General features: G+C 72.4%; 24 protein-coding genes, 1 tRNA gene and 1 pseudogene. 14 read left to right on the forward strand and 12 right to left on the reverse strand.

What is annotated here, in order from left to right; translation table 11 throughout:
* Window positions 1–106 precede the first annotated feature (106 nt).
* Window positions 107–976: a lysozyme gene (locus tag C3486_RS10295; RefSeq protein WP_103832316.1), complete on the reverse strand. Its 870-nt coding sequence runs from the start codon at window positions 974–976 to the stop codon at window positions 107–109.
* Between the two features lie 222 nt (window positions 977–1,198).
* On the opposite strand from C3486_RS10295, the gene C3486_RS10300 reads away from it, so the two are divergent.
* A complete protein-coding gene (locus C3486_RS10300; RefSeq protein WP_103832317.1) occupies window positions 1,199–1,735 on the forward strand; it encodes a MarR family winged helix-turn-helix transcriptional regulator in 537 nt (178 codons plus the stop codon).
* Between the two features lie 47 nt (window positions 1,736–1,782).
* Here the strand turns inward: C3486_RS10300 and C3486_RS10305 are convergent, their stop codons facing one another.
* Window positions 1,783–2,628, reverse strand: coding sequence for a protein phosphatase 2C domain-containing protein (locus tag C3486_RS10305; RefSeq protein ID WP_103832375.1), 846 nt, complete (start codon window positions 2,626–2,628; stop codon window positions 1,783–1,785).
* Window positions 2,629–3,087: 459 nt separating this feature from the next.
* Between C3486_RS10305 and C3486_RS38520 the strand changes: the two genes are divergently transcribed.
* The 5 genes from C3486_RS38520 to C3486_RS10330 are packed head-to-tail and all read left to right on the forward strand — an operon-like array spanning window position 3,088 to window position 8,913.
* Complete coding sequence (locus tag C3486_RS38520) at window positions 3,088–6,120, forward strand: nitrate- and nitrite sensing domain-containing protein (protein WP_103832318.1); 3,033 nt, start codon at window positions 3,088–3,090, stop codon at window positions 6,118–6,120.
* On the forward strand, window positions 6,117–6,602 hold the full coding sequence (locus C3486_RS10315) for a roadblock/LC7 domain-containing protein (protein ID WP_103832319.1): 486 nt from the start codon (window positions 6,117–6,119) through the stop codon (window positions 6,600–6,602). The genes C3486_RS38520 and C3486_RS10315 overlap by 4 nt, the downstream gene beginning before the upstream one ends.
* Window positions 6,599–7,000 (forward strand): DUF742 domain-containing protein, encoded by a 402-nt coding sequence (locus tag C3486_RS10320; RefSeq protein WP_052865165.1) that lies wholly within the window; start codon window positions 6,599–6,601, stop codon window positions 6,998–7,000. Before C3486_RS10315 ends, C3486_RS10320 begins: the two co-directional genes overlap by 4 nt.
* A gap of 4 nt (window positions 7,001–7,004) precedes the next feature.
* The gene (locus C3486_RS10325; RefSeq protein WP_103832320.1) at window positions 7,005–7,619 is read left to right on the forward strand and encodes an ATP/GTP-binding protein; all 615 of its coding nucleotides are present in this window, start codon (window positions 7,005–7,007) and stop codon (window positions 7,617–7,619) included.
* Window positions 7,620–7,659: 40 nt separating this feature from the next.
* The gene (locus C3486_RS10330; protein ID WP_103832321.1) at window positions 7,660–8,913 is read left to right on the forward strand and encodes a styrene monooxygenase/indole monooxygenase family protein; all 1,254 of its coding nucleotides are present in this window, start codon (window positions 7,660–7,662) and stop codon (window positions 8,911–8,913) included.
* A 99-nt stretch (window positions 8,914–9,012) separates the two neighbouring features.
* Here C3486_RS10330 and C3486_RS10335 read toward each other — a convergent pair whose 3' ends face one another.
* From C3486_RS10335 to C3486_RS10350, 4 genes are all read right to left on the reverse strand, one after another.
* Entirely contained in the window at window positions 9,013–10,164 is a 1,152-nt protein-coding gene (locus C3486_RS10335) for an NlpC/P60 family protein (protein ID WP_258052695.1), read from the reverse strand.
* Window positions 10,165–10,319: 155 nt separating this feature from the next.
* A complete protein-coding gene (locus tag C3486_RS10340; RefSeq protein ID WP_103832323.1) occupies window positions 10,320–10,586 on the reverse strand; it encodes a hypothetical protein in 267 nt (88 codons plus the stop codon).
* A 47-nt stretch (window positions 10,587–10,633) separates the two neighbouring features.
* Window positions 10,634–11,374 (reverse strand): TetR/AcrR family transcriptional regulator, encoded by a 741-nt coding sequence (locus C3486_RS10345; protein ID WP_103832324.1) that lies wholly within the window; start codon window positions 11,372–11,374, stop codon window positions 10,634–10,636.
* 61 nt (window positions 11,375–11,435) lie between these two features.
* Window positions 11,436–12,380, reverse strand: coding sequence for a diiron oxygenase (locus C3486_RS10350; RefSeq protein WP_103832325.1), 945 nt, complete (start codon window positions 12,378–12,380; stop codon window positions 11,436–11,438).
* Between the two features lie 170 nt (window positions 12,381–12,550).
* Here C3486_RS10350 and C3486_RS10355 point away from each other — a divergent pair, with 170 nt between their 5' ends.
* Together C3486_RS10355 and C3486_RS10360 are read left to right on the forward strand one after the other, a co-directional pair.
* The gene (locus C3486_RS10355) at window positions 12,551–13,660 is read left to right on the forward strand and encodes a ferritin-like domain-containing protein (RefSeq protein WP_103832326.1); all 1,110 of its coding nucleotides are present in this window, start codon (window positions 12,551–12,553) and stop codon (window positions 13,658–13,660) included.
* A 75-nt stretch (window positions 13,661–13,735) separates the two neighbouring features.
* Complete coding sequence (locus C3486_RS10360) at window positions 13,736–14,251, forward strand: hypothetical protein (protein ID WP_308461233.1); 516 nt, start codon at window positions 13,736–13,738, stop codon at window positions 14,249–14,251.
* Between the two features lie 30 nt (window positions 14,252–14,281).
* Here C3486_RS10360 and C3486_RS10365 read toward each other — a convergent pair whose 3' ends face one another.
* From C3486_RS10365 to C3486_RS10385, 5 genes and pseudogenes are all read right to left on the reverse strand, one after another.
* Complete coding sequence (locus C3486_RS10365; RefSeq protein WP_103832327.1) at window positions 14,282–14,767, reverse strand: DUF3291 domain-containing protein; 486 nt, start codon at window positions 14,765–14,767, stop codon at window positions 14,282–14,284.
* Window positions 14,768–14,958: 191 nt separating this feature from the next.
* On the reverse strand, window positions 14,959–15,771 hold the full coding sequence (locus C3486_RS10370; RefSeq protein WP_103832328.1) for an ABC transporter ATP-binding protein: 813 nt from the start codon (window positions 15,769–15,771) through the stop codon (window positions 14,959–14,961).
* 243 nt (window positions 15,772–16,014) lie between these two features.
* Window positions 16,015–16,473 (reverse strand): HD domain-containing protein, encoded by a 459-nt coding sequence (locus C3486_RS10375; protein ID WP_103832377.1) that lies wholly within the window; start codon window positions 16,471–16,473, stop codon window positions 16,015–16,017.
* Window positions 16,474–16,519: 46 nt separating this feature from the next.
* Entirely contained in the window at window positions 16,520–17,977 is a 1,458-nt protein-coding gene (locus C3486_RS10380) for a penicillin-binding protein 2 (protein ID WP_103832329.1), read from the reverse strand.
* Between the two features lie 287 nt (window positions 17,978–18,264).
* A pseudogene (locus C3486_RS10385) lies at window positions 18,265–19,647 on the reverse strand (FtsW/RodA/SpoVE family cell cycle protein); the annotation flags it as partial.
* 324 nt (window positions 19,648–19,971) lie between these two features.
* Between C3486_RS10385 and C3486_RS10390 the strand changes: the two are divergent.
* From C3486_RS10390 to C3486_RS10415, 6 genes are all read left to right on the forward strand, one after another.
* Complete coding sequence (locus C3486_RS10390) at window positions 19,972–21,258, forward strand: cytochrome P450 (RefSeq protein ID WP_103832331.1); 1,287 nt, start codon at window positions 19,972–19,974, stop codon at window positions 21,256–21,258.
* Between the two features lie 213 nt (window positions 21,259–21,471).
* The gene (locus C3486_RS10395; RefSeq protein WP_103832332.1) at window positions 21,472–22,224 is read left to right on the forward strand and encodes a FadR/GntR family transcriptional regulator; all 753 of its coding nucleotides are present in this window, start codon (window positions 21,472–21,474) and stop codon (window positions 22,222–22,224) included.
* A 194-nt stretch (window positions 22,225–22,418) separates the two neighbouring features.
* Complete coding sequence (locus C3486_RS10400) at window positions 22,419–23,264, forward strand: (Fe-S)-binding protein (RefSeq protein WP_103832333.1); 846 nt, start codon at window positions 22,419–22,421, stop codon at window positions 23,262–23,264.
* On the forward strand, window positions 23,261–25,075 hold the full coding sequence (locus C3486_RS10405; protein WP_258052696.1) for a LutB/LldF family L-lactate oxidation iron-sulfur protein: 1,815 nt from the start codon (window positions 23,261–23,263) through the stop codon (window positions 25,073–25,075). The genes C3486_RS10400 and C3486_RS10405 overlap by 4 nt, the downstream gene beginning before the upstream one ends.
* The gene (locus tag C3486_RS10410) at window positions 25,072–25,707 is read left to right on the forward strand and encodes an LUD domain-containing protein (protein WP_103832334.1); all 636 of its coding nucleotides are present in this window, start codon (window positions 25,072–25,074) and stop codon (window positions 25,705–25,707) included. The genes C3486_RS10405 and C3486_RS10410 overlap by 4 nt, the downstream gene beginning before the upstream one ends.
* A 155-nt stretch (window positions 25,708–25,862) precedes the next feature.
* The gene (locus tag C3486_RS10415) at window positions 25,863–26,342 is read left to right on the forward strand and encodes an MSMEG_6728 family protein (RefSeq protein ID WP_103832335.1); all 480 of its coding nucleotides are present in this window, start codon (window positions 25,863–25,865) and stop codon (window positions 26,340–26,342) included.
* Window positions 26,343–26,455: 113 nt separating this feature from the next.
* On the opposite strand, the gene C3486_RS10420 is transcribed toward C3486_RS10415, so the two are convergent.
* Window positions 26,456–26,527, reverse strand: a tRNA-Arg gene (locus tag C3486_RS10420).
* Window positions 26,528–26,618 lie beyond the last annotated feature (91 nt).

Here is a 26,618-nt window from a genome sequence, read left to right on the forward strand (position 1 = left end):
CGAAGACGCGCAAAGGGGAGGGGGAGACAGGGCACCGTGCCGTGCGGGCCCGCGGGAGGAGCCCGGCGCGGGCCGCACGGCACGGTGGGGGAGCCCTGTCCTCCTCTTACCCGTTCGCGAGCGCCTGGAGACGGTCGTACGCGCCGTTGAAGAGGTTGTGGTCGCCCACGGTGGGCCCGGTGGACGTGTACTGCCAGATGGTGTGGAAGCCCCAGCCGGCCGGGAGTTCACCGACGGAGGAGCCGTACCGCGGGATCCACAGCGGGTTGGTGCTGCCGAAGCCCGCGTAGTTGCCGGTGCACTGCTTCCACCAGCTGGTGGAGGTGTAGAGCACCGCGTCCCGTCCGGTCCGCGCCTTGTACGTCGCGAACCAGTCCTTCATCCAGTTGACCAGCGCCGTTGCGCTCATCCCGTAGCAGACCTGGCCGTACGGGTTGTACTCCATGTCGAGCGCGCCGGGCAGCGTCTTGCCGTCCCGGGACCAGCCGCCGCCGTGGTCCACGAAGTAATTGGCCTGCGCGGCGCCGCTGGAGGTGTTGGGCGTGGCGAAGTGGTACGCGCCGCGAATCATGCCCACGTTGTAGGACCCGTTGTACTGCTGAGCGAAATACGGGTTGATGTAGCTGGTGGATTCGGTCGCCTTGACGTAGGCGAACTTCGCCCCGCTGTTCCACAGCGTCGACCAGGCGACGTTCCCCTGATGGCCGCTGACGTCCACTCCTTCGACGGACGCCGTGACCGACGGCGCGACCGGCAGGCCGGTGCCGCCCTCGTGCTCGGCGATCTGCGAGCCGGCCCAGTCCTGGCCGGGATGGGTGGGCTCGGGGGCGTCCTTGGCGGGGGTGCCCGCGGGTGCCGCGGCGGAGGCGGTGCCCGCGGTGCCGCAGACCAGGGCGAGAAGGGTGAGGAGGATTCCGGCCACCGTGGCGAGGGGGTGCCTGCGGTGGCGGGCCGGGCCGGATCTGTGCACGCGCATACGTGACTCCGAAGATCTCGGTGGGACCTGAGGGGGGAGGCCGACCGTCCGTCCTGACTTGGTGTGGTCATGCCATAAATGACGATACGCGCGTAGACCAGAGGCGGAAAGGGGGACCAGGTGATTCCAGTGGTCCAATCCTGCGAAATACTGGCTCAGCTGCGGAATCGGCCGCCGCTGAAAAATTCTTCCATCGTCCGGAAAACGGGAAAGGGCGCTGACGTGCACAACACCGGAACCGACGGGGCGGCGGCGCGGCGGCCCGACGGCATCGACGACCTGTTCCTTTCGCTGGAACACGAGTTGGCGGTTTTCCTCCGCCGCGCCCGCGCCTCCTCCGGCGAGATGGCCCGCGAGGTCCACCCGGACCTGGAGCCCTCGGCGTACGGCCTGCTGGTCCGGCTCGCCGACGCGGGCGAGCAGCGGGCCACCGAGCTGGCCTGCTACTTCGGCGTCGGCAAGGCCACCATCAGCCGTCAGCTGCGGGCGCTGGACGACCTCGGCCTGGTGGCCCGCGAGAAGGACCCGGCCGACGGGCGCGCCGTCCTGGTCCGGCTCACCGACGAGGGGCTGGCCCGCTTCACCCGCGTACGCAGTGCCCGGCGCGACCGCTATGCCCGCCGGCTCGCCGCCTGGGACCGCGGCGAGATCGCCGAACTGGCGCGGCTGCTCCACCGGCTGAACGACGAACAGGAGCAGGAGGCGGAGCAGGAGCCGCAGCCCGGGCAGGACCGGGGACCGGACGCGGCGGAGGATTGACGCCGGGCGCGGCACCGGCCACGCCCCCACGGCCGCCACCCGCGCGGCTACAGCTCCGCGTGCACCACCGCCGCGTCGTCGTGCAATTTGCCGCGCGGGAAGGCGAGCCGGTCGGCGTCCGCCCGCTCCGCCGCCCGCACCCGGTCGATGAGCCCCTGCGGCCCCTCCTTGCGCACCACGCCCAGGCAGTCGGCCCAGGAGCCCTCCCGGAAGACCTCCGCCCAGCGCCCGGCCCCGTCGCTCAGCGCGGTCAGCGAGCGGACCCGGTCGCGCGGCACCGTGCCGGTGACCGCGCGCGCCGCCACGGACGGATCGGCGGCCGCGGTCCAGAAGCCGCCCTCGGCGTTGCGCAGCGCCTCGACCGCGGCGACGTACTCCCGGGCCGCCGCCGCCCGTTCGGCGGAACCGTCCGGCAGGGCCCGTACCGCGGCACGCAGCTCGCCGACCGCAGCGGGCAGCTGCTGCAGGCGCCGGTCGAGCACCGCCTCGACCGTCCCGTCCGGCGCCTCGACGAGCAGCGCCGAGTCGGACAGCACCAGGTACTCCACGGCGTACGGGGACCACCGCGCGGCGATGGCCGTTGCCTGCGGAGTCCTGCTGTGAGAAAGGTCACAGGTGTCGCGGTGGGCCGCGGCGGTGCGCCGGATGGCCTCGGCGAGCGCCTCAGTGAGCGTCATGTCGCGGAGCGAACCGGACAGTTCGAGCATCGCGCCCCCGAGGCGCGCGGTGAACCACGGCACGTCGTGGCGGCACCCGAAGTCCTCCGGCGGCGGGGTCACCCCGTCGAGCAGCACGAGCACGCCACCCTCCCCGGACGCAGGCAGCGCTACTGATGCGTAGTCCTCATTGGGGCGTTGGGGGTCGCCGGGGTCCGTGGCGAGTTCGATGCGCATGCGGGCAAGCATGCCGGAGCGGGGCACGAGGGTGGCCGGAAGGTGCCGCTCCCGGCGCGCGGAGCGGTACGCCGCCCGCGCCGGGCCGCGGGGCCGCGGAAACGTGCTCCCGGAAAATGCGGGCGGGCATCCTGCCAGGACCCGGACGGTTCTCCAAACCCGCCCGCCGATGGCCTACTGTTGCGCCTCACAGCGGAAGTTGATGGTCAACTTCCGATTGATGTTCACTCATTCAGGTGGCCGGGCAGGCGTTGCCGGGCCACCGCGCGGCGCCGGTGAAATGGTCGTATTCCGGATCATGGGGTGGGCCACTCGCTCACCGGAACGCGCACAGCCGGCCAGGCTCCCGGCGGGGGCGTGAGGTGCTGCGGACACGTCGCAGGTCCGCCCTCCGGGGGAGGACGGCCGGGTCCGCAAGGCCACACGGCGTGGGCAGGCGAGACAGGATTGCGAGCAGCGGTGCGGAAGAAGCGGCTTCGGGGTGACGTGGTGGAGCCGGGAACACCGGCCGGCCCGGCCAGGCCCGGTACGGACGGTGACCGCGCGGGCGGACGCCGCGCGCGGGTGCGCAACAGGCTCGTGGGGGCCGTGGCGGTCGTCGCCGTCGCCGTCCTCGCGGTCGGCACGCCCGTCATCGCCTCGGCGACACAGGACGTGGACGGCGCACAGGAGCTGGTCGACCTCGGCGAGCTGAACGCCCGCGCGGTGACCCTGTCCCACTCCCTCGCCGACGAGCGCGACGCCATGACGGCGTACGTCGCGGCGGGCCGCACCACGCAGAACGGCGGCGGTGTCTCGGAGGCCCAGCGGGCCCGCGTGGACCGGCAGATCAAGGACCTGCGCGCCGAGGCGGCCGAGAGCTCCGCCGAGACCACGGCGTTCGCCGAGGCCGGCAAGGCGCTCGAGACGCTGCCCAAGGTGCGTCAGGAGGGACTGACGGGCCGGGGCACCGCCCTGGACACCTTCAAGTCCTACAGTGCCACCATTCAGGCACTGGACGCCATTTCGACCGGGATCGCCCGCAAGGTGCCGCCCCGCGCGCTCGCCGCCGGCTCCCACGCGCAGGGGCTGCCGCTCCTCGCGCGCGCCACCGAAGAGGCCTCCGCGACCCGCGGACTGCTGCTCGCCGCGCTGGCGAGCGGCGGACAGCAGCCCGACCTGTCGGCCGCCGCGCAGCAGGCGCACGTACGGGCGCAGGCCGCGATCGCCGACTTCCGGCAGACCGCCGACGCGCACTCCCGCGACAGCTACGACCGGACCGTCAACGGCACCGACGTCGACACCGCCGAGCGCTACCTCACCCGGCTCACCGGCCGGCCGCGGCTGACCCCCCTCGACCTCCAGCTGAACCGCGAGCGCATCCGCACCACGCTCACCACCCGCATCGGCCTGATGCGCAGCGTGGAGTCCTCGCTGACCACCGCCGACGTGAAGTCCATGGGCACGCTCCGGGACGACGACGTCACCTCGCTGGAGATCCGCATCGGGCTGGTCGGCCTCTGCCTGCTGCTCGCCGTCGGCATCAGCATCTGGGCCGCGCGCACGATGACCCAGCCGCTGTCCGCGCTGCGCCGCGGGGCCGCGCGGGTCGCCAAGGACCCCGCCGACGAGCGGCCCGTCGAGTACAAGGGCCGCAACGACGAGTACGCGGAGACCGTGCGTTCGGTCAACGCGCTGCACGCCCAGGTCGCCGAGCTGGCCAAGAAGGCCGCCGAGGCGGAGGCCGAGCGGGCCCGGATGGCGAACGGCCGCAAGCGGCTGGCCGCCGAGCGGGACGTCCTGCTGGAGGAGCGTGCCGACCTCACCGAGCGGCTGGCCGCGCTGCGTTCCGGCGTGAACAACCGCTTCGTCAGCCTCGCCATGCGCACGGTCGGCCTGGTCGAGCGGCAGCTCGCGGTCATCGAGAGCCTGGAGGAGAAGGAGCAGGACCCCGAGCGCCTGGACACCCTCTACAAGCTCGACCACTTCGCCGCCCGCGTCCGCCGGAACAGCGAGAACCTCCTCGTCCTGTCCGGCTCCGAGCACAGCAACCACAACGCCGTGCCGGTGCCGCTGCTCGACGTGCTGCGCGCCTCGATCAGCGAGATCGAGCGGTACGAGCGGGTGCGCATCCAGTCGCTGCCGCCGCACTCCCAGGTCGCCGGGTTCGCCGCCGACGACGTCAGCCACCTGATCTCCGAGCTGCTGGACAACGCCACGGCGTTCTCCCCGCCGGACGCCCATGTCGAGCTGTCCGGCTGGCTGCTGGAGAGCGGCGAGCTGATGCTCTCCGTGCAGGACCAGGGCATAGGGATGACCGCCGAGCGGATGGCGGAGCTGAACCAGCGGCTGGCGGACCCGGAGGCCGCGACCTCCTCCGAGACCGTCGACGAGGCGCTCGGCCTCGGCCTGTACGTGGTCGTACGGCTCGCAGCGCGGCACGGCGTCCGCGTCCAGCTGCGCGACCAGCAGCAGGGCGGGGTCACCGCCGTCGTGGTGCTGCCCAAGTCCATCCTGCCGACCCGCCCCACCCCGGCCGCGACCGCGCAGCCCGGCACGGTGCAGTCCGGGCCGAGCCTGCCCGGCTCGGTCGCTGAGGCCAACTCCAACGCGCTGCCCGCCCGCGGCCAGCGCGCCCTGCCCCAGCAGCAGGGCCAGGAGCAGCAGGGACAGCAGGGCCAGGCGCAGCAGCCGCAGCAGCCGGCTCAGCCGCAGCAGGTCCAGCAGCCCGCGCCGGCTCCGACGGGCGACCCCCTCACCGATCCCCTGCCGACCGTGCAGCCCGGTCCGCACGGGGAAGGCGCCGCCCCGGCTCCGGCCCCGGCCGGCGACCCGCTGATCGAGGCGGCGGAGCGGACGATCGACGCGGCGGGCCTGGGCACGGACCAGGGAACGCCGGGCCGGCCGGGCACGGGCGCTCCGGGCAATCCGGCCGCACCGCAGGCGCAGGCACCGCAGACCCCGGCCGCCCAGGCACCGCAGGCGCCCGCCGCGCCCGCCGCGCCCGCGGCACCGTCCGGCCCCGCCGCGCCCTCCGGCCCGACGGGCCCCGCGCGCCGGAGCGGTCCCGTGCGTCCCGGCGTGCCGGACTTCTCCGGTGACCCCGACGGCGAGCCGGACACCGCGGCCGCGCCGGCCGGTCACTCGCCGTACGTCGCCGACGAGACCCCGGCCGCCGCGCCGTCCCCGTACGAGGCGGGCGCCGCGGAGCACAGCCGGGCCGAGGCCGACGAGGAGCCGCCCGTGCGCCGGCTCACCGACATGGGCCTGCCCAAGCGCACGCCGCGGGTCGTGGCGCAGCGGCCGCCGAGCGCGCCGCGGCAGGGCGGCGGGGTGAACGCCGAGGCGCTGCGGCGCCGGCTCGGCGGGTTCCAGCAGGGGGCGCGTGAGGGCCGGCGTGACGTGGCCGCCGAGATCGCGGAGCGCACGGCCGACCAGACCATGCCAGAAACGGACACCGACGGAGCGGGGGCCCCGGAAGAGAGTCACGTTGTCGAGGAGGCACGCGATTGAAGGCGCAAGCGCCCACTGCTTACGGACTGAGCAGCCAGGCCCGGAATCTGCAGTGGTTGTTGTCCAATCTGGTCGACGAGGTGCCGGGCATCCGCTCGGTCGCCGTCGTGTCGTCCGACGGACTGCTGCTGCTGGCTTCCGACCCGGTGCTGGCGGACGGGCCCGCTGAGGCCGGTCCGCGCGGCCCGCGGGGTTCCAGCGCCGACCTGGCCACCATCGTCTCCGGCGTCGGCAGCCTCACCAACGGCGCGGCGAAGCTGATGGACGGCGGCACGGTCAAGCAGACGATGATCGCCATGGACGAGGGCAGTCTGTTCGTCAGTTACATCAGCGACGGTTCGCTGCTCGGCGTGCATGCGACCCCCGACTGCGACATGAGCGTCGTCGCGTACCACATGGCGCTCTTCGTCGGCCGGGCCGGCCATGTCCTCACCCCCGAACTCCGCAGCGAGCTGCGCAAGTCGATGGAGAGCGTCCAGTGAGTACCGCACCCAAACTCCCCACGCGAGGCGGGGACAAGAAACCCGCGCGCGTGCGGCCGTATTCGCTCACCGGCGGCCGCACCCGCTTCGGTCACGTCCTGCTCGTGGAGACCTTCGTGGCCGCGCTGGACGCGCCGGAGGAGCGCCGGGAGCTGACCTCGGGCGGCTGGGCCGACCGGGTCATGCCGGAGATGCGCGCCATCGTCGAACTGTGCCGCCGGATGCGGTCCGTCGCGGAGATCTCCGCGCTGCTCAAGATGCCGCTGGGCGTGGTCCGCGTCCTGCTCAGCGACCTCGCCGACCAGGGAAAGATCCGCGTCTACGGCTCCGGTCACGGTACCGGCCAGCCCGACCGCGCGCTGCTTGAGAGGGTGCTGAGTGGACTTCGCAGGCTCTGAGACGATGACGGCGAGCGCCGGGACGCCTGCCGCCGACGAGGGGCTGCAGAGCTGGCAGACGGACCGTACGCAGGCCCCCATCGCCACCAAGATCGTGGTGGCCGGCGGGTTCGGCGTCGGCAAGACGACCTTCGTCGGGTCGGTCTCCGAGATCACGCCGCTGCAGACCGAAGCGGTGATGACGCAGGCCAGCGAGGACACCGACGACCTGACGGCCACCCCGGAGAAGACCACGACCACGGTCGCGATGGACTTCGGCCGCATCACGCTCGACCAGGACCTCGTCCTGTACCTCTTCGGTACGCCCGGTCAGCAGCGGTTCTGGTTCATGTGGGACGACCTGGTCCGGGGTGCCATCGGCGCGATAGTGATGGCGGACACCCGACGGCTGGAGGACTGCTTCCCCGCTCTGGACTACTTCGAGAGCTGCGGTCTGCCGTACGTCGTCGCCGTCAACCACTTCGAGGGGACCGCCGAATACGCGGCGGAGGATGTGCGCGAGGCCCTTTCCGTACCGCCCGACGTGCCCGTGGTGATCATGGACGCGCGTCAGCGGATCACGGTGGTGGAGTCCTTGCTCACTCTCGTCGCGCATGCCCTGGAGTTGACCCCCGAATAGGTTCGCACCGTCGCGAGCCCAACCAGAGAAGAGCACAACCATGCGGAAGATACTCATCATCGGAGCCGGGCAGTCCGGGCTCCAGCTGGCCCTTGGTCTCCAGTCCAAGGGCTATGAGGTCACCCTCATGTCCAACCGCACCGCCGACGAGATCCGTTCCGGCCGGGTCATGTCCACGCAGTGCATGTTCCACACCGCCCTCCAGTACGAGCGCGACCTGCAGATCAACTTCTGGGAGAGCCAGGCACCGCGCATCGAGGGCCTCGGCGTCTCCGTCGCCGCGCCCGGCAGCCACGAGTCCCCCGAGGGCACGCAGCGCGCCATCGACTGGGTCGGCAAGCTCGACGGTTACGCCCAGTCCGTCGACCAGCGCGTGAAGATGGCCGGCTGGATGGAGACCTTCGCGCAGCGCGGCGGCCAGCTCGTCATCCACGGCGCCGCCGTCTCCGACCTCGACTTCTTCGCCTCCCGCTACGACCTGACGCTGGTCTCGGCGGGCAAGGGCGAGCTGGTGTCCATGTTCGGCCGGGACGCCTCGCGTTCCCCGTACGACACCCCGCAGCGCGCGCTGGCCGTCGCGTACGTGCACGGCATGGGCCCCCGCCCGGAGCACCCCGAGTTCGACGCGGTGCGCTGCAACCTCGTGCCCGGCGTCGGCGAGCTCTTCGTGATGCCGACCTTCACCACCTCGGGCCGTGCCGACATCCTCTTCTGGGAGGGCATCCCCGGCGGTCCGCTGGACGCCTTCCAGGGCGTGAAGGACCCCAACGAGCACCTGGCGCTCACCCTGGAGCTGCTGGAGAAGTTCGTGCCGTGGGAGTACGCGCGCTCCACGAAGGTCGAGCTGACCGACGCCAACGGCACGCTGGCCGGCCGGTACGCGCCGACCGTCCGCAACCCCATCGGCCAGCTGCCCTCGGGCGGCCTGGTGCTCGGCGTCGCCGACGTGGTCGTGGCCAACGACCCGATCACGGGCCAGGGTTCGAACTCCGCCTCCAAGTGCGCCAAGGCGTACCTGGACTCGATCCTCGAGCACGGTGACAAGCCGTTCGACCGGGACTGGATGCAGGCCACCTTCGACCGGTACTGGGCCACCGCGCAGCACGTCACCAAGTGGACGAACGCCATGCTGGCGCCGCCGCCGGAGCACGTGCTGAACCTCATCGGCGCGGCCGGCCAGCTCCAGCCCGCGGCCGATCGTTTCGCCAATGGCTTCAACGACCCCTCCGACTTCGAGAACTTCTTCTACGAGCCCGAGAAGACCAACGCGTACCTCGCGTCGCTGGGCGCCTGAGGGCGCTCGGGCGGCGGCTCGGACGGGAACGGCGGCCGTGGCTCCCTCGGGGGGAGCCGCGGCCGCCGTTTCGTGTGGGCGGGGGCGCGCCGCCGGGGGTCAGTTCGCCGGGGCCGTCGGGTCGCCGTAGCCCGTGTCGGAGCCGTCCTGGGCGCCGTCGGGGATCTCCGGCGGGGTGTAGTCCTTGAGGCCGGGTGCGCCCTCGTCGGGGCGGACGGCGCCGAGCAGGGGGTTGGCGGCGATCGGGGAGACCTTGACCTCGGCGCCGGGGCGCGGGGCCTGGACGACCATGCCGTTGCCGAGGTAGAGCGCCACGTGCGTCGCGCCGGGGAAGTAGATCACCAGGTCGCCGGGGCGCAGCTCGCGCAGGCTGACGTGCGGCAGCTGCTTCCACTGCTCCTGGCTGGTGCGCGGGATCGGCTTGCCCGCGTGCGCCCACGCCTGGGAGGTGAGCCCGGAGCAGTCGAAGGAGTCCGGGCCCTCGGCGCCCCAGACGTACGGCTTGCCGACCTGCGTCAGCGCGTACGCCATGGCGCGCTGGCCTTCCTCGGAGGGGGCGTGCGGGCCGCCGAGCTTGCCGGAGCCGAGGAGCGCCTTCTGCGCGTCCTTCATCCCGGCCTGCTCCAGCCGGCTCAGCTCCGCCAGCTGGTCGGCGGAGAGCGAGGAGAGCATCGCCTCCACCTCGCGCAGCCGGCTCTCCACCTTGGCCTTCTGCTTCTTCCGCTTGTCGGCCAGTGACTTCTTCTTGTCCAGCGCCCGCTTCGCCTCGGTCGCCAGCTTGTCGGCCTTCTTGGCGCTGCCCGCGAGCCGGGTGACGGTGTCGGCCTGGTGGCCGGCCGCCTCCTTGAGCAGGTGGCCGCGGTCCAGGGCCTGCTCGGGGTCCTTGGAGAGCAGGAACTGCACGTACGGGGAGAGGCCGCCGGGCCCGGAGCCGGTGTACTGCTCCCGGGCCAGCCGGCCGGCGTCGGCGCGGCCCTCCGCCAGGTTCGCGCGCGCCGCCTTCAGCCGCCCGTCCAGCTTCTTGGACAGCTTCGCCTGCGCCTTGAGGTCCTCCTCGGTGGCGTTGTACGCCTCGGTGGCCGCCTCCGTCTGCTGGTAGAGCTTCTGCAGCCGGGTCAGCAGCTCGCTCACGGGGATGTCGGGCGGCGCCGCGGGCCGGGCCGCCGCGTACCCGGGAGCCGCGGGCAGCGCCACGGCGGCGGCGCCGAGCAACGCCACCGTCCCCATCGACCGCCGGAACCGTCCCCGCACCTCGCACCTCCGCTCTGGACCGACCATCCGACTGGTTCGGATGGTGCCACGGCGCACGCCTGCCCGCCGGGGGAGCGGGCAACCGGGGGACGGGCGTCACCCGTTCAGCGGCCGTCGTACGGGGGAAGAACGCTCGGCGGGCGCCGGGAGTTCCGTCAATCCCGCCGCGTCCACGGCCATTTGGGCCGCCCCTCGCCCGGCCGCGCGTCCGCCGCGTACCGGTACACCCAGCCGCGCGGCAGCCCGAGCCGTCCCGCGGGGCCCGGCTCGCGCCGGTAGACGTGCACCGTGTCCGGCGCGCCGCCGGTGCCGGGGACCGGGATCTCGTACCGCGCGGGCGGCCGGCCGGTCGCGCCGACCAGGACCGGCAGCACCCGGCCGTCCAGCGGCCCGCCGACGAAGGGCGTGTTCTCGCTTCTCACGCGGCCAGTGTCACATCAGGGGCGGGCCACCGGGCCGGCCGGTGGGCTCAGAGCAGGTGGGCGGCTTCTGCGAGGGACGGCGCCAGCCGCCGTACGAGGGTGCCGACCGGGCCCTCGCGGGTCTCGGCCGCCAGTACGACGGCCGCGATCCGCGCGGTCTCCTCGTCGGTCGCCGAGGTGGCGACGATCAGCGCGACGAAGTGGTCCACCAGCCAGTCGCGCAGCTCGTCCAGCGGCGGCTGCTTCTCCTCGTCCACCCAGATCAGCGAGGCGGCCTCGACGGCGGTGATCCACGTACGGACCATCATCCGCAGCCGGGGACCCGGCTCCGGGGCACCGAGGTGGTGCAGGATCTGCTCGGCCGCGGTGCGCCGCACCTCGTCGACGATGGCGTCGGTGCGGGCCGTCTCCACGACGCTGCCGCCCTGGAGCAGGGCGCTGAACCCGGCGTCGTGCTCGTCCACGAAGGCGAGGTAGCGGTCCAGGGCGCGGCCCAGCCGCTCGGTGAGCGGCCCGGTCTCCGCCTCCGCGAAGCAGCCTTCGAGGTTGTCGGCGGCGCTGCGCAGCGCCGCCTCGTACAACTGCTGCTTGCCGCCCGGGAAGTAGCGGTAGACCAGCGGCCGGGAGACCTGCGCGGCGTTCGCCACGTCGTCCAACGACACGTCCTCCGGTGCGCGTTGGGCGAAGAGCCCGAGCGCCGCCGTCAGCAACTGGGCACGCCGCTCCGCCACGCTCAGCCGCCGGTAGGCGGGGCGGGGTACTGCTGGGGCGGTGCCGCTGCCGTTCATGGACAGCAGCGTAACCGCCGCAAGCCGCCCGCCGCCGGGGTGGTTTGCCTCCTCCGCCGGCTCAGGGCAGCAGGCCGGAGCTCTGCCAGAGCTTGCGGCCCGCACCGCGCAGGACGCCGATCTCGTCCAGGAAGTCGGTCAGCCGCTTGGCGCCGGTCTGCATCACCTCGCGCCGGTGCCCGCTGGCCTTGACCTGGGCGACGGCCTCGGCACGGTTCAGCCCGACGTTCGTGTACACCATCGGGTTGATGAACGCCTGGGAGAAGACGCGGGCGAACTCGCCGGAGGTGAGCCGGGTGAACTCGCAGCTCCAGCGGGGCGCCGTCATCATCTGGCGGCGCAGCTCCTCACGCGCGTACCGGACGTGCCGGGCCTCCTCCACGACATGGATCCGGGTGACGCCGCGGACCAGCGGCTGGATGCGCTCGTCCGGGAAGGTGAGCCGCTGCATCCAGTCCAGGATCTCCTCGCCGAGGAGGGTCGCGGTGAACGAACCGGGCGTGGTGGAGACCGTCTTGAAGAGCCGGCCGAGGCTGTGGTGGACCTTGGAGACCGGGTAGACGGGCGCGCCGCTGCGCGTGATCAGCTTGGCGAACATCTTGGAGTGGCGGCACTCGTCGGCGATCTCGGTCAGCGCGTAGCGGACGTGCGAGCTGGTCGGCGACTTGTCGTAGATGTGCCGGGTCAGCAGCTGCATCAGGATGATCTCGAACCAGATGCCGAGCGACGCCAGCGACGCCGCCTCGTGCTTGGAGAGTTCGATCCGCTGCTCCTCGGGCATCCGGTGCCACAGCGGGGTGCCGTACAGGGACACCAGCTCCGGAGGCCAGAACCACTTGCCCTCCTCCAGCGGCGCGTCCCAGTCCAGCTCGGTGTCCGGGTCGAACGAGTGCTTGGCGGAGGAGTCCAGCAGTCGCTCGGCGACCTGCTCGCGGTCCTTGAGCAGCCCGAGCGCGTCCCGCAGGACCTCGGCCTCCGCCGTGCTGATGTCAGGCGCTGTCGTCATGGCTGTGGTACCTCGCTCATGGGGTTACCGGCGGTCACGTTTTATGAGACTGCGCGTCAGTAAGGGCGTCAATCCCCTGCGCACGACTTATTGACCGGCCGGTAATACGCGCGAGAGCCTGCCAACTACCGGGCACGCCGCGGTGACCGGTGATTCCCGAGGAGGCACCCGTGTCGACACATGAGCTCTACGCCACCGATCCCGGAGCCCCGCTGTGGCAGGTACCCGCCACCGGCGCGGCCCGTTTCACCTGGGAGTACGACGACGGCCGCGACCGCCTCCTCGCCCTGTACAAGAAGGGCAAGGACAAGCAGTGGGACGCGGACCTGCGCATCGACTGGGACCTGGAGGTGGACCCGCACGACCCGCTCGGCACCCCCGACGAATCCATGTCGCTGTACGGCACCAAGTACTGGGACAAGATGTCGGCGAAGGAGCGCGGGGAGCTGCGGCAGCACTACACCTCCTGGCAGTTCAGCCAGTTCCTCCACGGTGAGCAGGGCGCGATGGTCTGCGCGGCGCGGATCGTCGAATCGGTACCCGACCTGGACGCGAAGTTCTACTCCGCGACCCAGACCATGGACGAGGCGCGGCACGCCGAGATCTACAGCCGCTTCCTCCAGGAGAAGATCGGGATGCTCTACCCGATCAACGACAACCTCCAGTCCCTGCTGAACGACACCCTCAAGGACTCCCGCTGGGACATGCCCTACCTCGGCATGCAGGTCCTCATCGAGGGCCTGGCCCTGGCCGCCTTCGGCATGATCCGGGACACCACGGACAAGCCGCTCCCGAAGCAGATCCTCGCGTACGTCATGCAGGACGAGGCCCGGCACGTCGCCTTCGGGCGGATGGCCCTGCGCGACTACTACAAGCAGCTCACCGAGGCCGAGCTGCGCGAACGCGAGGACTTCGTCATCGAGGGCTGCTACCTGATGCGCGACCGGCTGCGCGGCCTCGAAGTACTGGAGAACTGGGGCATCCCGAAGGCGGAGGCCGAGGAGTTCACCGAGCAGTCCGAGTTCCTGCACCTCTTCCGCAAGCTGCTCTTCAGCCGCATCGTCCCGTGCGTGAAGGACATCGGCCTGTGGGGCAAGCGTCTCCAGCAGACCTACCTCGACATGGGCGTCTTCGACCTCGGCGACTCCAACCTGGACCTGCTGATGGCCCAGGACGAGGAACTGGCCGAGAAGCTGGACGCGGAACGCTTCGCGGCCGAGGAAGCGGCCCGCACCGCCGAGGTCGCCGAAGCCATCGCCCGCGGCGGCGCGGAGGGGTGACGGAAGCGGTGCCGCCCGACGGGGCGGCCGGGGGGCGGAGCGGTACTGCCCAGCGGGGCGGACGGAGGGAGCCGAGTGGTGCGGCCCGACGGGGTGGCCGGGGGGACGGGAGCGCCGTTGCCCGGCGGGGCGCGCAGAGCGGCGCTGCCCGGCCGGGCGGGCAGGGCGAGCGGAGAGGCGCGGCCCGCCTGGACGCTGCGCCGGCCGCGCTCGGCGGCCGGCTGGACGATGGCCGTCTTCGGCGCGTGCGCGCTGGTGATGGGCGTGACCGGCCTGGTCGCGCCCGGCGCGCTGCTCGGCGCGCTCGGCTTCGCCGACCCGGACGTGCGCGCCCCCGCCGACCACACCCGGACCTTCCTCACCGCGTCCTCGATGGCCTCCCTCAACATGGGCGCGTACTACCTGCTCGCCGCCGCGGCCGACTGGCGCGCCTTCTTCCGCTGGACCGTCCCCTTCCGCCTGCTGACCTGCGCCGTCTTCACGCTCTCCGTCGTCGGCGGCGCGGCGCCCGCGGGCTTCCTCGGAGTCGGCCTCTGGGAAGGCGCGGGCGCGGCGGCGACGGGATACGCGCTGCTCAGGGAGCGGCGGTGAGCGGACGAGTACGGCCCGGACGAGTGCGGCTCAGAGCGCGGCGGGGAACGTCGTGCGGAGGCTGAAGGCGTGCGGCGTCGGACCGTGCTCCCGCAGGTGCAGCAGACGCTCCTCGGCCTCGGCGACGGTCGGTTCGTGCCCGGACGGCACCCACCACAACGCGGTCATCGCCTCGTCCACCTTCTCGAACCACTCCCGGCGCCGCGCCAGGAACTCCCGGTGCAGCCCGGTGTACATGAAGGCGGTGAGCGCGGGGACGTCCCGCCACACCGACATGTTCACGATCAGCCACTCGTCCCCGAAGACGGCGATGTCGGTGGCGTCCCCGCCCTCCGACTGCAGCCGCCACACGAACCCGTCGGCGGCGTCGGCGAGCGCGTTCACCGGCTCCAGCCCGTCGACGAAGTCCTTCAGTTCGGGGGAGTCCAGCGGCGCTTTGAGGCGGGCGATGTTGACCTGGGCGAGTACCGGTAACGACACGGAGGACGGCGGCGCGGCCGCGGCAGACGTGATCATGCCCGCACCCTAGCGACGGGGCGCGGGCTCGGTCACCGGGCCGACCGCATGCTGGTCACGGAGCCGGCCGCTCCGTGACCAGAGGCGCGCCCGGAGCGGACCGGCGCAGCGTCCTGCTCAGCGGCGCCTGGAGCGGACCGGCGCAGCATCCCGCTCAGCGGCGCCTGGAGCGGACCGGCGCAGCATCCCGCTCAGCGGCGCCCGGAGCGGGCCAGCCAGCGGCCCTCGTGCCGGCTGACCTCGATCGGCCGCCCGAAGCAGGCCGTCATGCCCGCGTCGGTCAGCACCTCCTCCACCGGCCCCTGCGCCTGCACGCGCCCCTCGCGGAGCAGCACCGCGTGGCCGATGGCCGGCGACAGCTCCTCCAGATGGTGCGTCACGGTGATCGTCGCCAATTCCGGCCTGCCGAGGGCCAGCTGGTGCATGGTGTCGATCAGGTCCTCGCGGGACGGCAGGTCGAGCGCGTTGAACGGCTCGTCGAGCAGCAGCAGCGAGGGGTCGGCCATCAGCGCGCGGGCGATCAGCAGCCGCGCCCGCTGCCCGCCCGAGCACACCCCGTACGGCCGGTCCGCAAGGTCCTTGCAGTCCAGCTCGGTCAGCAGCGCGTGCGCGCGCTCCCGCACGGCGTCGTCGTACTGCTTCCACAGCGGCTGCACGGTGCCGCTCGCGCCGGTGAGGACGACGGTGTGTCCCGGCAGGTCCTGCGGCACCTTCTGCGCGCTGGACACCAGGCCGATCGCGGCGCGCAGCTCTCGTACGTCCACCGTGCCGAGCCGGTGCCCGAGCACCTCCACGGTGCCGGTGGTCGGGAACATCAGCGCGCCGACGAGCCGGAGGATCGTGGTCTTCCCGGCACCGTTCGCACCGAGCAGCGCCCAGTGCTCCCCGCTGCGTACGGACCAGTCGATGCCGTCGAGGATGACCTGACCGGTGGTGATGCGCCGGACGCTCGCCCCCGAAAGGGCAGCGATCACACGCGCCTGAGTGTCGTCCGATGGGCTCATGCGCGCAGGTTAGCTGCATTGGACACCTTTATGCGGGGGCGTCCGGCGGGTGGACGGGGAAAGGGGCCGGGACCGGCCAGGCCGGGAAGCGCCGACCGGGCCGGGAAGCGCCGGCCGGGCCGGGGGCGAGGTCGGGGGCGAGGGCGCCAACCGGGACGGGGTGTTGCCCTGGCGGGCGCGAGCGGCCGCGCCGCCCCGCCCGCCGCGAGTCCGGCCCCCGGCGGTTACCTCCCGGCCCCGCCCTCAGCCCTCGCTCAGTCCCAACAGCCCCCGCATCCGTGCGTACTTCGCCGTCAGCCGCTCCCGCGTCGCCTCGTCCAGCACGGCCAGCCGCGCCGGATCGGCGTTGTGCGCGAGGTCGGCCTCCTTGATCAGCAACGCACCCGGCGTGGCCAGGATCCGCGCCGCGTACTCCTCCGGCGGCTCCCCGGCCCGCTTGGTCACCGCCAGCACCATGTCCTTGGTGGCCCGGGTCAGCGCCGCGCCCGCCAGCCACTCCGCCGTCAGCGCGTCGTCCTCCACCGCGTCGTGCAGCCACGCCGCCGCGATCTGCTCCGCGCTCCCGCCCCGCGCCCGCACCCCCTCGGCCACCGCCGCCAGATGCTCCGCATACGGCCGCCCGGCCTTGTCGGTCTGCCCCTCATGCACCCGCCGCGCCAGCGCTTCGACCTCGTCCAGGCTCAGCAGTTCCGTCTGTGTCATGGCCATATTGTGTCGTGCCCGGTGGCGCACGACCGGCGCTCCGTACTTACCGGTCGAGCGCCGCCTGCATCACCGCGCGGGCGATCGGGGCCGCGTTGCCGCCGCCGCTGATGTCGGCGCGGTCGGCCGCGGCGTCCTCGACGACGACGGCCACCGCGACCGCCGGGTGGTCGGCGCCGTGTGCCCGGGCCCAGGAGAGGAACCAGGCGTACGGGGTGCCGGAGTTGCCGACGCCGTGCTGGGCGGTGCCGGTCTTGCCGCCGACCGTCGCGCCGGGGATCGCCGCCTTCGTGCCGGTGCCCCGGGTGACCACGTCGGTCATCAGCTCGCGCAGCTGCCGTGCCGTGTCCTTGCTCATCGCGCGGTGCAGGCGGCGCGGGCGGGTGTGCGTGAGGGTGTTGCCGTGTGCGTCGGTCAGCCGGTCCACCAGGTACGGGCGCCGCAGGTCGCCATCGTTGGCGACCGCCGAGGCGACCATCGCCATCTGCAGCGGGGTGGCGGCCGTGTCGTACTGGCCGATCGAGGACAGTGCGAGCTGCGCGTCGTTCATGTCGGTGTCGAAGGTGCTCTCGGCCACCCGGGACGGGATCATCAGCCGGTCGTCGTTGAAGCCGAAGCCGGCGGCCGTGTCCGCCATCCCGTCCAGCCCGACGTCCACGCCGAGGTGCGCGAAGACGGTGTTGCAGGAGACCTCGAAGGCGTGCCGCAGGGAGGCGTCCTCGCAGCCGCCCGCTTCGTTGGTGAGCCGGGTGGACGTGCCGGGGAGGCGGTACGGGCTCGGGGTGTCCGTGGCGGCGTCCGGATCGTCCACCACGCCGTGCTCCAGCGCGGCCGCCGCGGTGACGACCTTGAACGTCGAGCCGGGCGGATAGGTCTGGCGCAGCGCCCGGTTGAGCATCGGCCGGTCGGCCGCCGCGTTCAGCCGGGTCCAGGCGTCGGTGGTGGCCGAGCCGCTGCCGGACAGCTCGCCCGGGTCGTACGACGGCGTACTGACCAGGGCGAGAATCTTTCCGGTCGCCGGCTCGACGGCGGCGACCGCGCCCTTCTTGCCGCCCAGGCCCTCGTACGCGGCCCGTTGCAGCGCCGGGTCGATGGTGGTGATCACGTCGCCGGCGGGCTGCTGTTCGCGGGTGAGCGCGGTCCACAGCGGGATCGGGCCGAGCCGGTCGTCCGTGCCGGAGAGGATGCCGTCCTCGGCGTTCTCCAGGAGCGTGGTGCCGTAGATCTGCGAGGCGTAGCCGGTGACGGGCGCGTACAGCGGGCCCTGCGTGTACGTACGGGCGTACCGCAGCGAGCCGCCGCTGTCCCGGGAGCCGGTCACGGACCGGCCGCCGACCACGATGGCGCCGCGCGGCTGGTCGTACCGCTGGAGGTCGGCCCGGCGGTTGGCGGGGTTGCGGGCGTACTCGTCCGCGTTGAGGAGCTGCACGCGGGCGGCGTTCAGGAGCAGCAGGACCAGGAGGAGGAGACAGAACGCCGAGGTGCGGCGGATGTGGCGGATCACCGGGCGCCCCCGTTCCGGCGGCCCTGTCCGTCGCGCCGGCCGTTGCCCTTGCGGCGGCCGTCCGCGGCCCGCCGGCGCCGGCCGCGGGACCGGTTGCCGTCCCCGGCCCTGTCCATGTCCCTGTCCCCGTCCGCGGCCGGATCGCCGGGGTCACCGGAGCCGCCGGGGCCACCAGGACCACCGGGACCGCCGGGCCCCCCGAAGCCACCGGCCGTACCGGCATCACCGGGACCGCCGGGCCCCCCGAACCCATCGGCCGTACCGGCACCACCGGCCCCGTCGCCCTCCTCGCCTACCACCACCCGTGCGATTACCCCCGTGTCCGCGCGGGCCGGGCGGGGGCGGCGGGCGCGGTCGCTGATGCGGACGAGCAGGGCGATCATGATCCAGTTGGTGACGACGGAGGAGCCGCCCTGGGCCAGGAACGGCATCGCCATGCCGGTGAGCGGGATCAGCCCCATCACCCCGCCCGCGATCACGAACACCTGGATGGCGAGGAGCGAGGAGAGGCCGACCGCGAGGAGCCGGCCGAACGGTTCGCGGAGGGCCAGGCCAGCGCGGTAACCGCGGGCGACCAGCAGCGTGTAGAGGAGGAAGAGCGCCGTGAGGCCGGTGTACCCCAGCTCCTCGCCCGCCGTGGCCAGGATGAAGTCCGACTTCATGGCGAAGCCGATGAGCGCCGAGTGGCCCTGGCCGAGCCCCGTGCCGAGCATGCCGCCCGCGCCGAAGGCGAACAGGGACAGGGCGAGCTGGCTCGCGCCCTCGCCCCGCTCGATGCTCGCGAAGGGGTGCAGCCAGTCCGCGACCCGGCTGTGCACGTGCGGTTCGACGCTGCCCACCGCGGCCGCGCCGGCCGCGGCGAGCAGCAGCCCGACGGCGATCCAGCCGGTCCGCCCGGTGGCCGCGTACAGCAGGACGACGAAGACGCCGAAGAAGAGGAGCGAGGTACCCAGGTCCCGTTCCAGGACCAGGACGCCCACGCTGATCAGCCAGATCGCGACGACGGGCCCGAGCACCCGGCCGGTGGGGAACTGCAGCCGCCGCAGCCGGCGGCCGGTGTACGCCAGCGCGTGCCGGTTCGCCGCGAGGTAGGCCGCGAAGAAGATGCTGATCAGGATCTTCGCGAACTCGCCGGGCTGGATCGAGAAGCCGGCGAACCTGATCCAGATCTTCGCGCCGTTGACCGCCGGGAAGGCGATCGGCACCACCATCAGGACGAGCGCGGCCGCGGCACTGAGATAGGCGTACCGCTGCAGTACGCGGTGGTCCCGCAGCAGCGCCACCACGCCGATGAACAGCGCCACGCCGACCGCCGACCAGATCAGCTGGGTGGGCGCCGCCTCGTTCTTCGGGGTCTCCTGGTCGAGCCGGAAGATCAGGACCAGGCCGAGGCCGTTGAGCAGGACCGCGATCGGCAGCAGCAGCGGATCGGCGTACGGTGCCCGGAACCGTACGGCGAGATGGCCGAGAAGGGCGAGCACGGCCAGACCGGCTCCGTAACCGGCCGCACCGGCCGGGACGGTACCGTGCCGGGCGAGGCCGACCTCGACGTAGCCGTAGACGCTGATCAGGACGGCCCCGGCCAGCAGCACCAGCTCGACGCCGCGGCGCCTGGGCAGCCGGATACCTGGGGGAGGGGCGTCCGCCCTTGCGGCCGTGGTCGCGGTCATGTCAGGCAAAGTAGCAAGAGCCCGGGCGTAAGCGACCGAGGACGATCATGATCAGGCCCTTGTGCCGCGGGCGTACGGGGCGCCGGGGGCAAGCGGCCGAAAGCGCGGCCGGGGGGGCGAAGCGCGGCCGAGGAGACGAGGCGTGGTCGAGGGAACGAAGCGCGATCAAAGGGACGAAAGCGCACTCGACGGGTCGAAAGTCCGCCCGAGGGGGCGAAAGGGCGGCCGGTGGGGCGCACCGGGCGTAACAGGCGTTCATCTTGTTATCACTTCGCTGCCAGGTCGCTTGGTCAGCACGGGTACCGGCCAGGCAGTATTGCGGGCATGACCAAAATCCGCTCGGGCGTCACCGCTTGGCTGGCCCGCAGATATCTCGCGCGGACTCAGAAAAAGGGCTTCGATCTGTCGCGAATGCCCTTCTTGCCCGAGTCCACCCTCATGCCGTTGCGCCGCCACGGCCTTGATCCGGTGGCCGACTTGTCGGTGCTGCGGCAGAAGTCGCCGGTGAGCGTGCTGCCCGTGCCGCTCGCCTCGAACGTGTGGCTGGTCACAGGCTATGACGAGGTGAAGGAGGTGCTGGGCAAGGCGAAGGCGTTCAGCAGCGATTACACCAACCTCGTCGGCAATGCCGGCGCCGACGCGGGCAAGAACCCCGGCGGCCTCGGATTCGCCGACCCGCCGGACCACACCCGGCTGCGCAGGCTGCTGACTCCCGAATTCACCATGCGCCGGCTCGGCCGGCTCACCCCGCGCATCCACGAGATCGTCGAGGAGCGGCTCGCGGAAATGGAACGCCTCGGGCGTTCGGGCGAGCCCGTCGACATCGTCCACACCTTCGCGCTGCCCATTCCCTCGCTGGTCATCTGCGAACTGCTGGGAGTGCCGTACGAGGACCGCGCCGACTTCGAGCGGCTCAGCGCGGCCCGGTTCGACCTTTTCGGCGGCGCGAACGCCTCGTTCGGCGCCATATCGGAATCGCTCGCCTATTTCCAGGAGATCGTCAAGAAGGAGCGCAAGGACCCGGGTGACGGCCTGCTCGGCCAGATCGTCCGGGACCACGGCGACACCGTCAGCGACGACGAGCTGGCCGGACTCGCCGACGGCGTGCTCACCGGCGGCTTCGAGACCACCGCGAGCATGCTCGCGCTCGGCGCCCTCGTCCTGCTCCGCGACCCCGACCACTTCGCGGCGCTGAAGGACGGCGACGAGGCCACCGAGCGGTACGTCGAGGAATTGCTGCGCTATCTCACGGTCGTCCAGGTCGCCTTTCCCCGGTTCGCCCGGGAGAAAGTGGAGATCGGCGGCGTCCGCATCGCCGAGGGCGACGTCGTACTGTGCTCGCTCAGCGGTGCCGACCGGGACGGGAAGCTCGGCCCGGACATGGAGCGCTTCGACCCGGACCGCAAGGTCCCCTCGCACCTCGCATTCGGATACGGAATACATCGCTGCGTCGGTGCCGAACTGGCCCGGATGGAACTCCGCGCCGCCTATCCGGCACTGGTCCGCCGATTCCCGAACATGCGCCTCGCCGTACCGGAACGGGAACTGGCCTTCCGCAAGCTGTCCATCGTCTACGGGGTGGAATCACTGCCGGTGCGGCTGCACGGCTGAGAGCGGGCACGGAAGCGGCCGGCGGGGGGAAGTGGCGCGTGGGGGAAGCGACGAGTGGGGGAGTGGGACGAGTGGGGGAGTGGGACGAGCCGGGGAGCGGAGGGAATGCGTCCGGTCCGACCGCAATTACGGTGTGACCTGCCGTGTGACATAGTTTTTCGGTGAGAGCGCCGGCCGATCAGGACGCAGTGCCGGCCGACCAGGGAGTGACGGATGGCTGTCGAATGGCGACCCGTACGGCAGTCCCGTACGCATGAACTGGTCCTCGAAAGCATCGAGGAACGGGTGCTGGCCGGCGAGCTCAAGGCCGGCGACCGGCTGCCGCCCGAGCGCGAGCTGGCCCCCGTACTGGGCGTCAGCCGCTCCGCGCTCCGCGAGGCGCTGCGCGTACTGGAGACCATCGGCGTCCTGGTCGCCCAGGCCGGCCGCGGTCCCGACGCCGGCGCCCGGATCGTACGGAACCCCGACGACGCGCTCGGCCGGCTGCTCCGCCTCCACTTCGCCCTCGGCAGCTACTGCCTGGAGGACGTCCTGGAGGCCCGGGTCACCCTGGAGCGCTCCAGCTTCCACGCCGCAGCGCGGCACGCGGCCGCCGCCGACCTCGACGAGGCGGCGGCGCTCGTGACGCGGATGGCGGCGCCGGACGTGAGCGTGCCGGAGTTCAACGACCTGGACACCCGTTTCCACGTCCAGATCGCCCGCAGCTCCGGCAACGCGCTCACCTCCACCCTCACCTCGGCCGTCCGCGAGTCCGTACGCCCGCTCATCCTGCGCGCGCTGGAGGCCGCCGAGGACTGGCCGGCCACCGCCGCCGCGCTCAACGCCGAGCACACCGAGCTGCTCCGCCTGGTGCGCGCCGGCGACGGCGAGGCCGCCGCCGACCTGGCCGAACGCCACATCAGGGGGCTGCACGGCACGCTGGTGGAGGACCGTCCGGGGGACACCGAGGACCGGCCGGGGGACTGAGAGCCGGCCCGGGAGTCTTGGGGGCGATTGGGGGTCTTGGGGGCGATTGGGGGGCTGAGAGCGACGCCGCCCCCCTGCGGGGAATGGCCCGCCCACCCCCTCGCTAGTATGGTCCGACCATAAAGAGGTCGTACGAAGGTCCGCCCCCTGGCGGCCGACGACGACCTCCCCACGGTCATCCAATCGGAGGTCCCATGCGCGTCGGACTCTTCGCCACCTGTCTGGGAGACACGCTCTTCCCCGACGCGGTGAAAGCCACCGCCGTCCTGCTCGCCCGCCTCGGCCACGAGGTCGTCTTCCCGCCGGGCCAGACCTGCTGCGGCCAGATGCACGTCAACACCGGCTACCAGCGCGAGCCGGTACCCCTGGTGCGCGGCTTCGCCGAGCAGTTCGGCGACCCGTCGATCGAGGCGGTCGTGATGCCCTCCGGCTCCTGCGCCGGTTCCGTACGCCACCAGCACGCGATCGTCGCCGAGCGCTACGGCGACGCGGCCCTCCGAGCAGGCGTCGCGACCGTCCGTGCCAAGACGTACGAACTCTCCGAGTTCCTGGTCGACGTGCTGGGCGTCACCGACACCGGCGCGTACTTCCCGCACCGGGTGACGTACCACCCCACCTGTCACTCCCTCCGCATGCTGCGGGTCGGCGAGAAGCCGCTGCGGTTGCTGCGCGCCGTCGAGGGCATCGACCTCGTCGAGCTGCCGGAGGCCGACGCCTGCTGCGGCTTCGGCGGCACCTTCGCGGTCAAGAACGCCGAGACCTCCGCCGCGATGCTCGCCGACAAGATGCGCCACGTCACCGGTACCGGCGCCGAGGTCTGCACCGCGGGCGACTCCTCCTGCCTGATGCACATCGGCGGCGGGCTCTCCCGCATCAAGGCCGGCACCCGCACCCTGCACCTGGCGCACATCCTCGCGTCGACCCGTAGGACGCCGTACGTCCTGCCGGACACCCCCGGTACGCCCACGGACGCATGCGCCCCGCCGGACCCGGCCGGCGCGCGGACCGCGGCCGGCACCCCGCTGGAGGCCACCCGATGAGCACCCCCACCTACCTGGGCATGCCGGCCCTCCCGCCCCGCTCCCCGTACGGCACCGGCAACCTGCGCGGCGACCGGAAGTTCCCCGCGGCCGCCCATGACGAGCTGCGCAACGACCAGCTGCGCCGCAACCTCGGCAAGGCCACCCACACCATCCGCGCCAAGCGGCTCGCCGTCACCGGCGAACTCCCCGACTGGGAGGCGCTGCGCGACGCCGGCTCCGCCATCAAGACCGACACCATGAACCGCCTCCCCGAGCTGCTGGAACAGCTGGAGGCGAAGGTCACCGAGGCCGGCGGCACGGTCCACTGGGCACGCGACGGCGCCGAGGCGAACGCCATCGTCACCCGCCTCGTCCAGCAGACCGGCTCCGACGAGGTCATCAAGGTCAAGTCCATGGCCACCCAGGAGATCGGCCTCAACGAACACCTCGCCGAGCAGGGCATCAAGGCTCACGAGACCGACCTCGCCGAGCTGATCGTCCAGCTCGCCGACGACAAGCCGTCCCACATCCTCGTCCCGGCCATCCACCGCAACCGCGACGAGATCCGCGAGATCTTCCGCGACCGCATCCCCGGCGTCGACCCGGAGCTGCGGGCCGTACCGGAGGAGCTCGCCGCGGTCGCCCGCACGTACCTCCGCGAGAAGTTCCTGACCACCCCCGTCGCCGTCTCCGGCGCCAACTTCGGCATCGCCGAGACCGGCACCCTCTCGGTCGTCGAGTCCGAGGGCAACGGCCGCATGTGCCTCACCCTCCCCGACACGCTCATCACCGTCATGGGCATCGAGAAGGTCCTGCCGCGCTACGCCGACCTGGAGGTCTTCCTCCAGCTCCTGCCGCGCTCCTCCACGGGCGAGCGCATGAACCCGTACACCTCGATGTGGACGGGCGTGACGCCGGGCGACGGCCCCCAGAACTTCCACCTGGTCCTCCTCGACAACGGCCGTACGGCGGCGCTCGCCGACAAGACCGGCCGCCAGGCCCTCAACTGCATCCGCTGCTCGGCGTGCCTGAACGTCTGCCCGGTGTACGAGCGGGCCGGCGGCCACGCGTACGGCTCGACCTACCCGGGCCCCATCGGCGCGGTCCTCACCCCGCAACTGGCCGGGATGGACGCCGCCAGGAACGACCCCAACAGCTCGCTGCCGTACGCCTCCACGCTCTGCGGCGCGTGCTACGACGCCTGCCCGGTGAAGATCGACATCCCGTCCCTCCTCGTCGAACTCCGCCACCAGCACACCGAGGCCACCGGCACGACCCCCGAAAAGCTGGCGATGAAGGCCGCGGCCGCGGTGATGGGCAGACCGGGCGTCTACCGCGCCGCACAGAAGGCCGCGAGCACGGGCCGCCTGCTCGCGGGCAAGGACGGCCGCATCTCCCACCTCCCACCGCCCTTCGACGGCTGGAGCGACAGCCGGGACACCCCGGCCCCGCCGAAGCAGACCTTCCGCACGTGGCTGGCGTCGCCGGAGGGCGCGAACGTCCTACGCGCGGCCGCGGAGGAGGGAGCTGAGGCGCTGCGGGCCGCGGGGGAGGGCGCGCGGGGGCGCACGGCGGCTGGCTCTGAGGCGGACTTGTCGGGGGCGGCCGACACCTCTGGGACCGCCGACTCGTCTGCACCAGCTACCGCTCCCGCGGCCGACTCGTCCGGGACAGGCGTCGCTCCCGCAGCCGGGTCTTCCGGACCGGCGGCCGACGCATCGGGAACAGCCACCAGCGTCCCCACCACCAGCGACAACCCCGCAGACGGCACATCCACAGGCGGCACATCCACAAGTGGCAGCAATCCCACTCAGGAGGACCAGCGATGACCACCACCGCCCGCGACACGGTGCTCGGCCGCATCCGGGACGCCCTGGCCCTCGCGCCCGCCGACGAGGTGACGATCCCGCGCGAGTACCGCACCGGCCGCACCCTCCCCATCACCGACCGGATCGCGCTCCTCACCGACCGCCTGGTCGACTACAAGGCCGAGGTCCACACCTGCCCGGCAGCCGGCACCGCCGAAGCCATCGCCACCGTCCTGCGCGACCACGGCGCCCGCCGCATCGGCGTACCGCCCGGTCTGGACCCGTCCTGGCTCACGGCGTACGACGGCGAGGTGCGGCACGACTCCGCCGACGTCCCCGCCGCCGAACTGGACGCGCTCGACGGCGTGGTGACCGCCTCCGCCGTCACCTGCGCCGAAACCGGCACGATCTTCCTCGACGCCGCCCCCGACCAGGGCCGCCGCGCCCTCACCCTCGTCCCCGACCTCCACGTCTGCGTGGTCGACGCCTCGACGATCGAGCCCGGCGTCCCCGAAACCGTCGCCCGCCTGACCCCGACCCGCCCCACAACCCTCATCAGCGGCCCGTCCGCCACCTCCGACATCGAACTGGAACGAGTCGAGGGCGTACACGGCCCCCGCACCCTCATCGTGCTGATCCGAACAGACGCCTGACCACGAGGAGTGCTCTCCGCGCCAGACGCATGAACGGCAGGACGGCTCTCCGCATGGGGCCGCGGGCCTCCACTGACCGCACCCGCCCACCGGTCACGCACGCGCCCAACCGATTACTCGATTACTTACGCGCCCGATCGGTTACCCATGCCGCCATGCAGACCTTCCTCCCGTACCCGGGCTTCGCCGAGTCGGCGGCCGTCCTCGACGCCCGCCGGCTCGGCAAACAGCGCGTGGAGGCCCTCCAGATCCTGCGCGGCCTCACCGTCCCCGGCTACGGCTGGCGCCACCACCCGGCGGTCCGCATGTGGACGGGCTACGAGGAGGCCCTCGTCCGGTACGGCCTGGAAATCTGCCGCGTCTGGACCGCCACGGGCCGCCAGGACACCTGCGCCCTCACCCTCACGGAGGACTACGCCGCCCACTTCCCCGGCACCCCACCCCGCACCTACGAGGCCCTGGCCTCCACCAACGACCTCCCCAACTGGCTCGGCGACCCCGCCTTCCACCGCAGCCACCAGTCGGCCCTCCTCACCAAGGACCCGACCCACTACGCCGCCCACTTCCCCAACGTCCCCACCAACCTCCCCTACATCTGGCCCACCTCAGACCGAGCCCCATCGAGGGAGGCCTGACGTGCGCGACCCACGCAGACACGACGAAGGGCCGGACCCATCGAAATGGGTCCGGCCCTTCGTCCTTGGCACATGGGCTGGTCAGCGGTGTGATCACGCTGGTCCAGGCGAAGTGCCCCCGGCAGGATTCGAACCTGCGCACACGGCTCCGGAGGCCGTTGCTCTATCCCCTGAGCTACGGGGGCGTGTCGGGCGCTGTGCGCTTGCGACGGGTAGAACACTACCAGCTCGGAGGGGGTGGTCATGAACGGGTTTCGGGAAGTGGCGGGGAGCGGG

It is taken from the genome of Streptomyces sp. Ru73 (assembly GCF_002920575.1).
Lineage (GTDB): Bacteria > Actinomycetota > Actinomycetes > Streptomycetales > Streptomycetaceae > Streptomyces.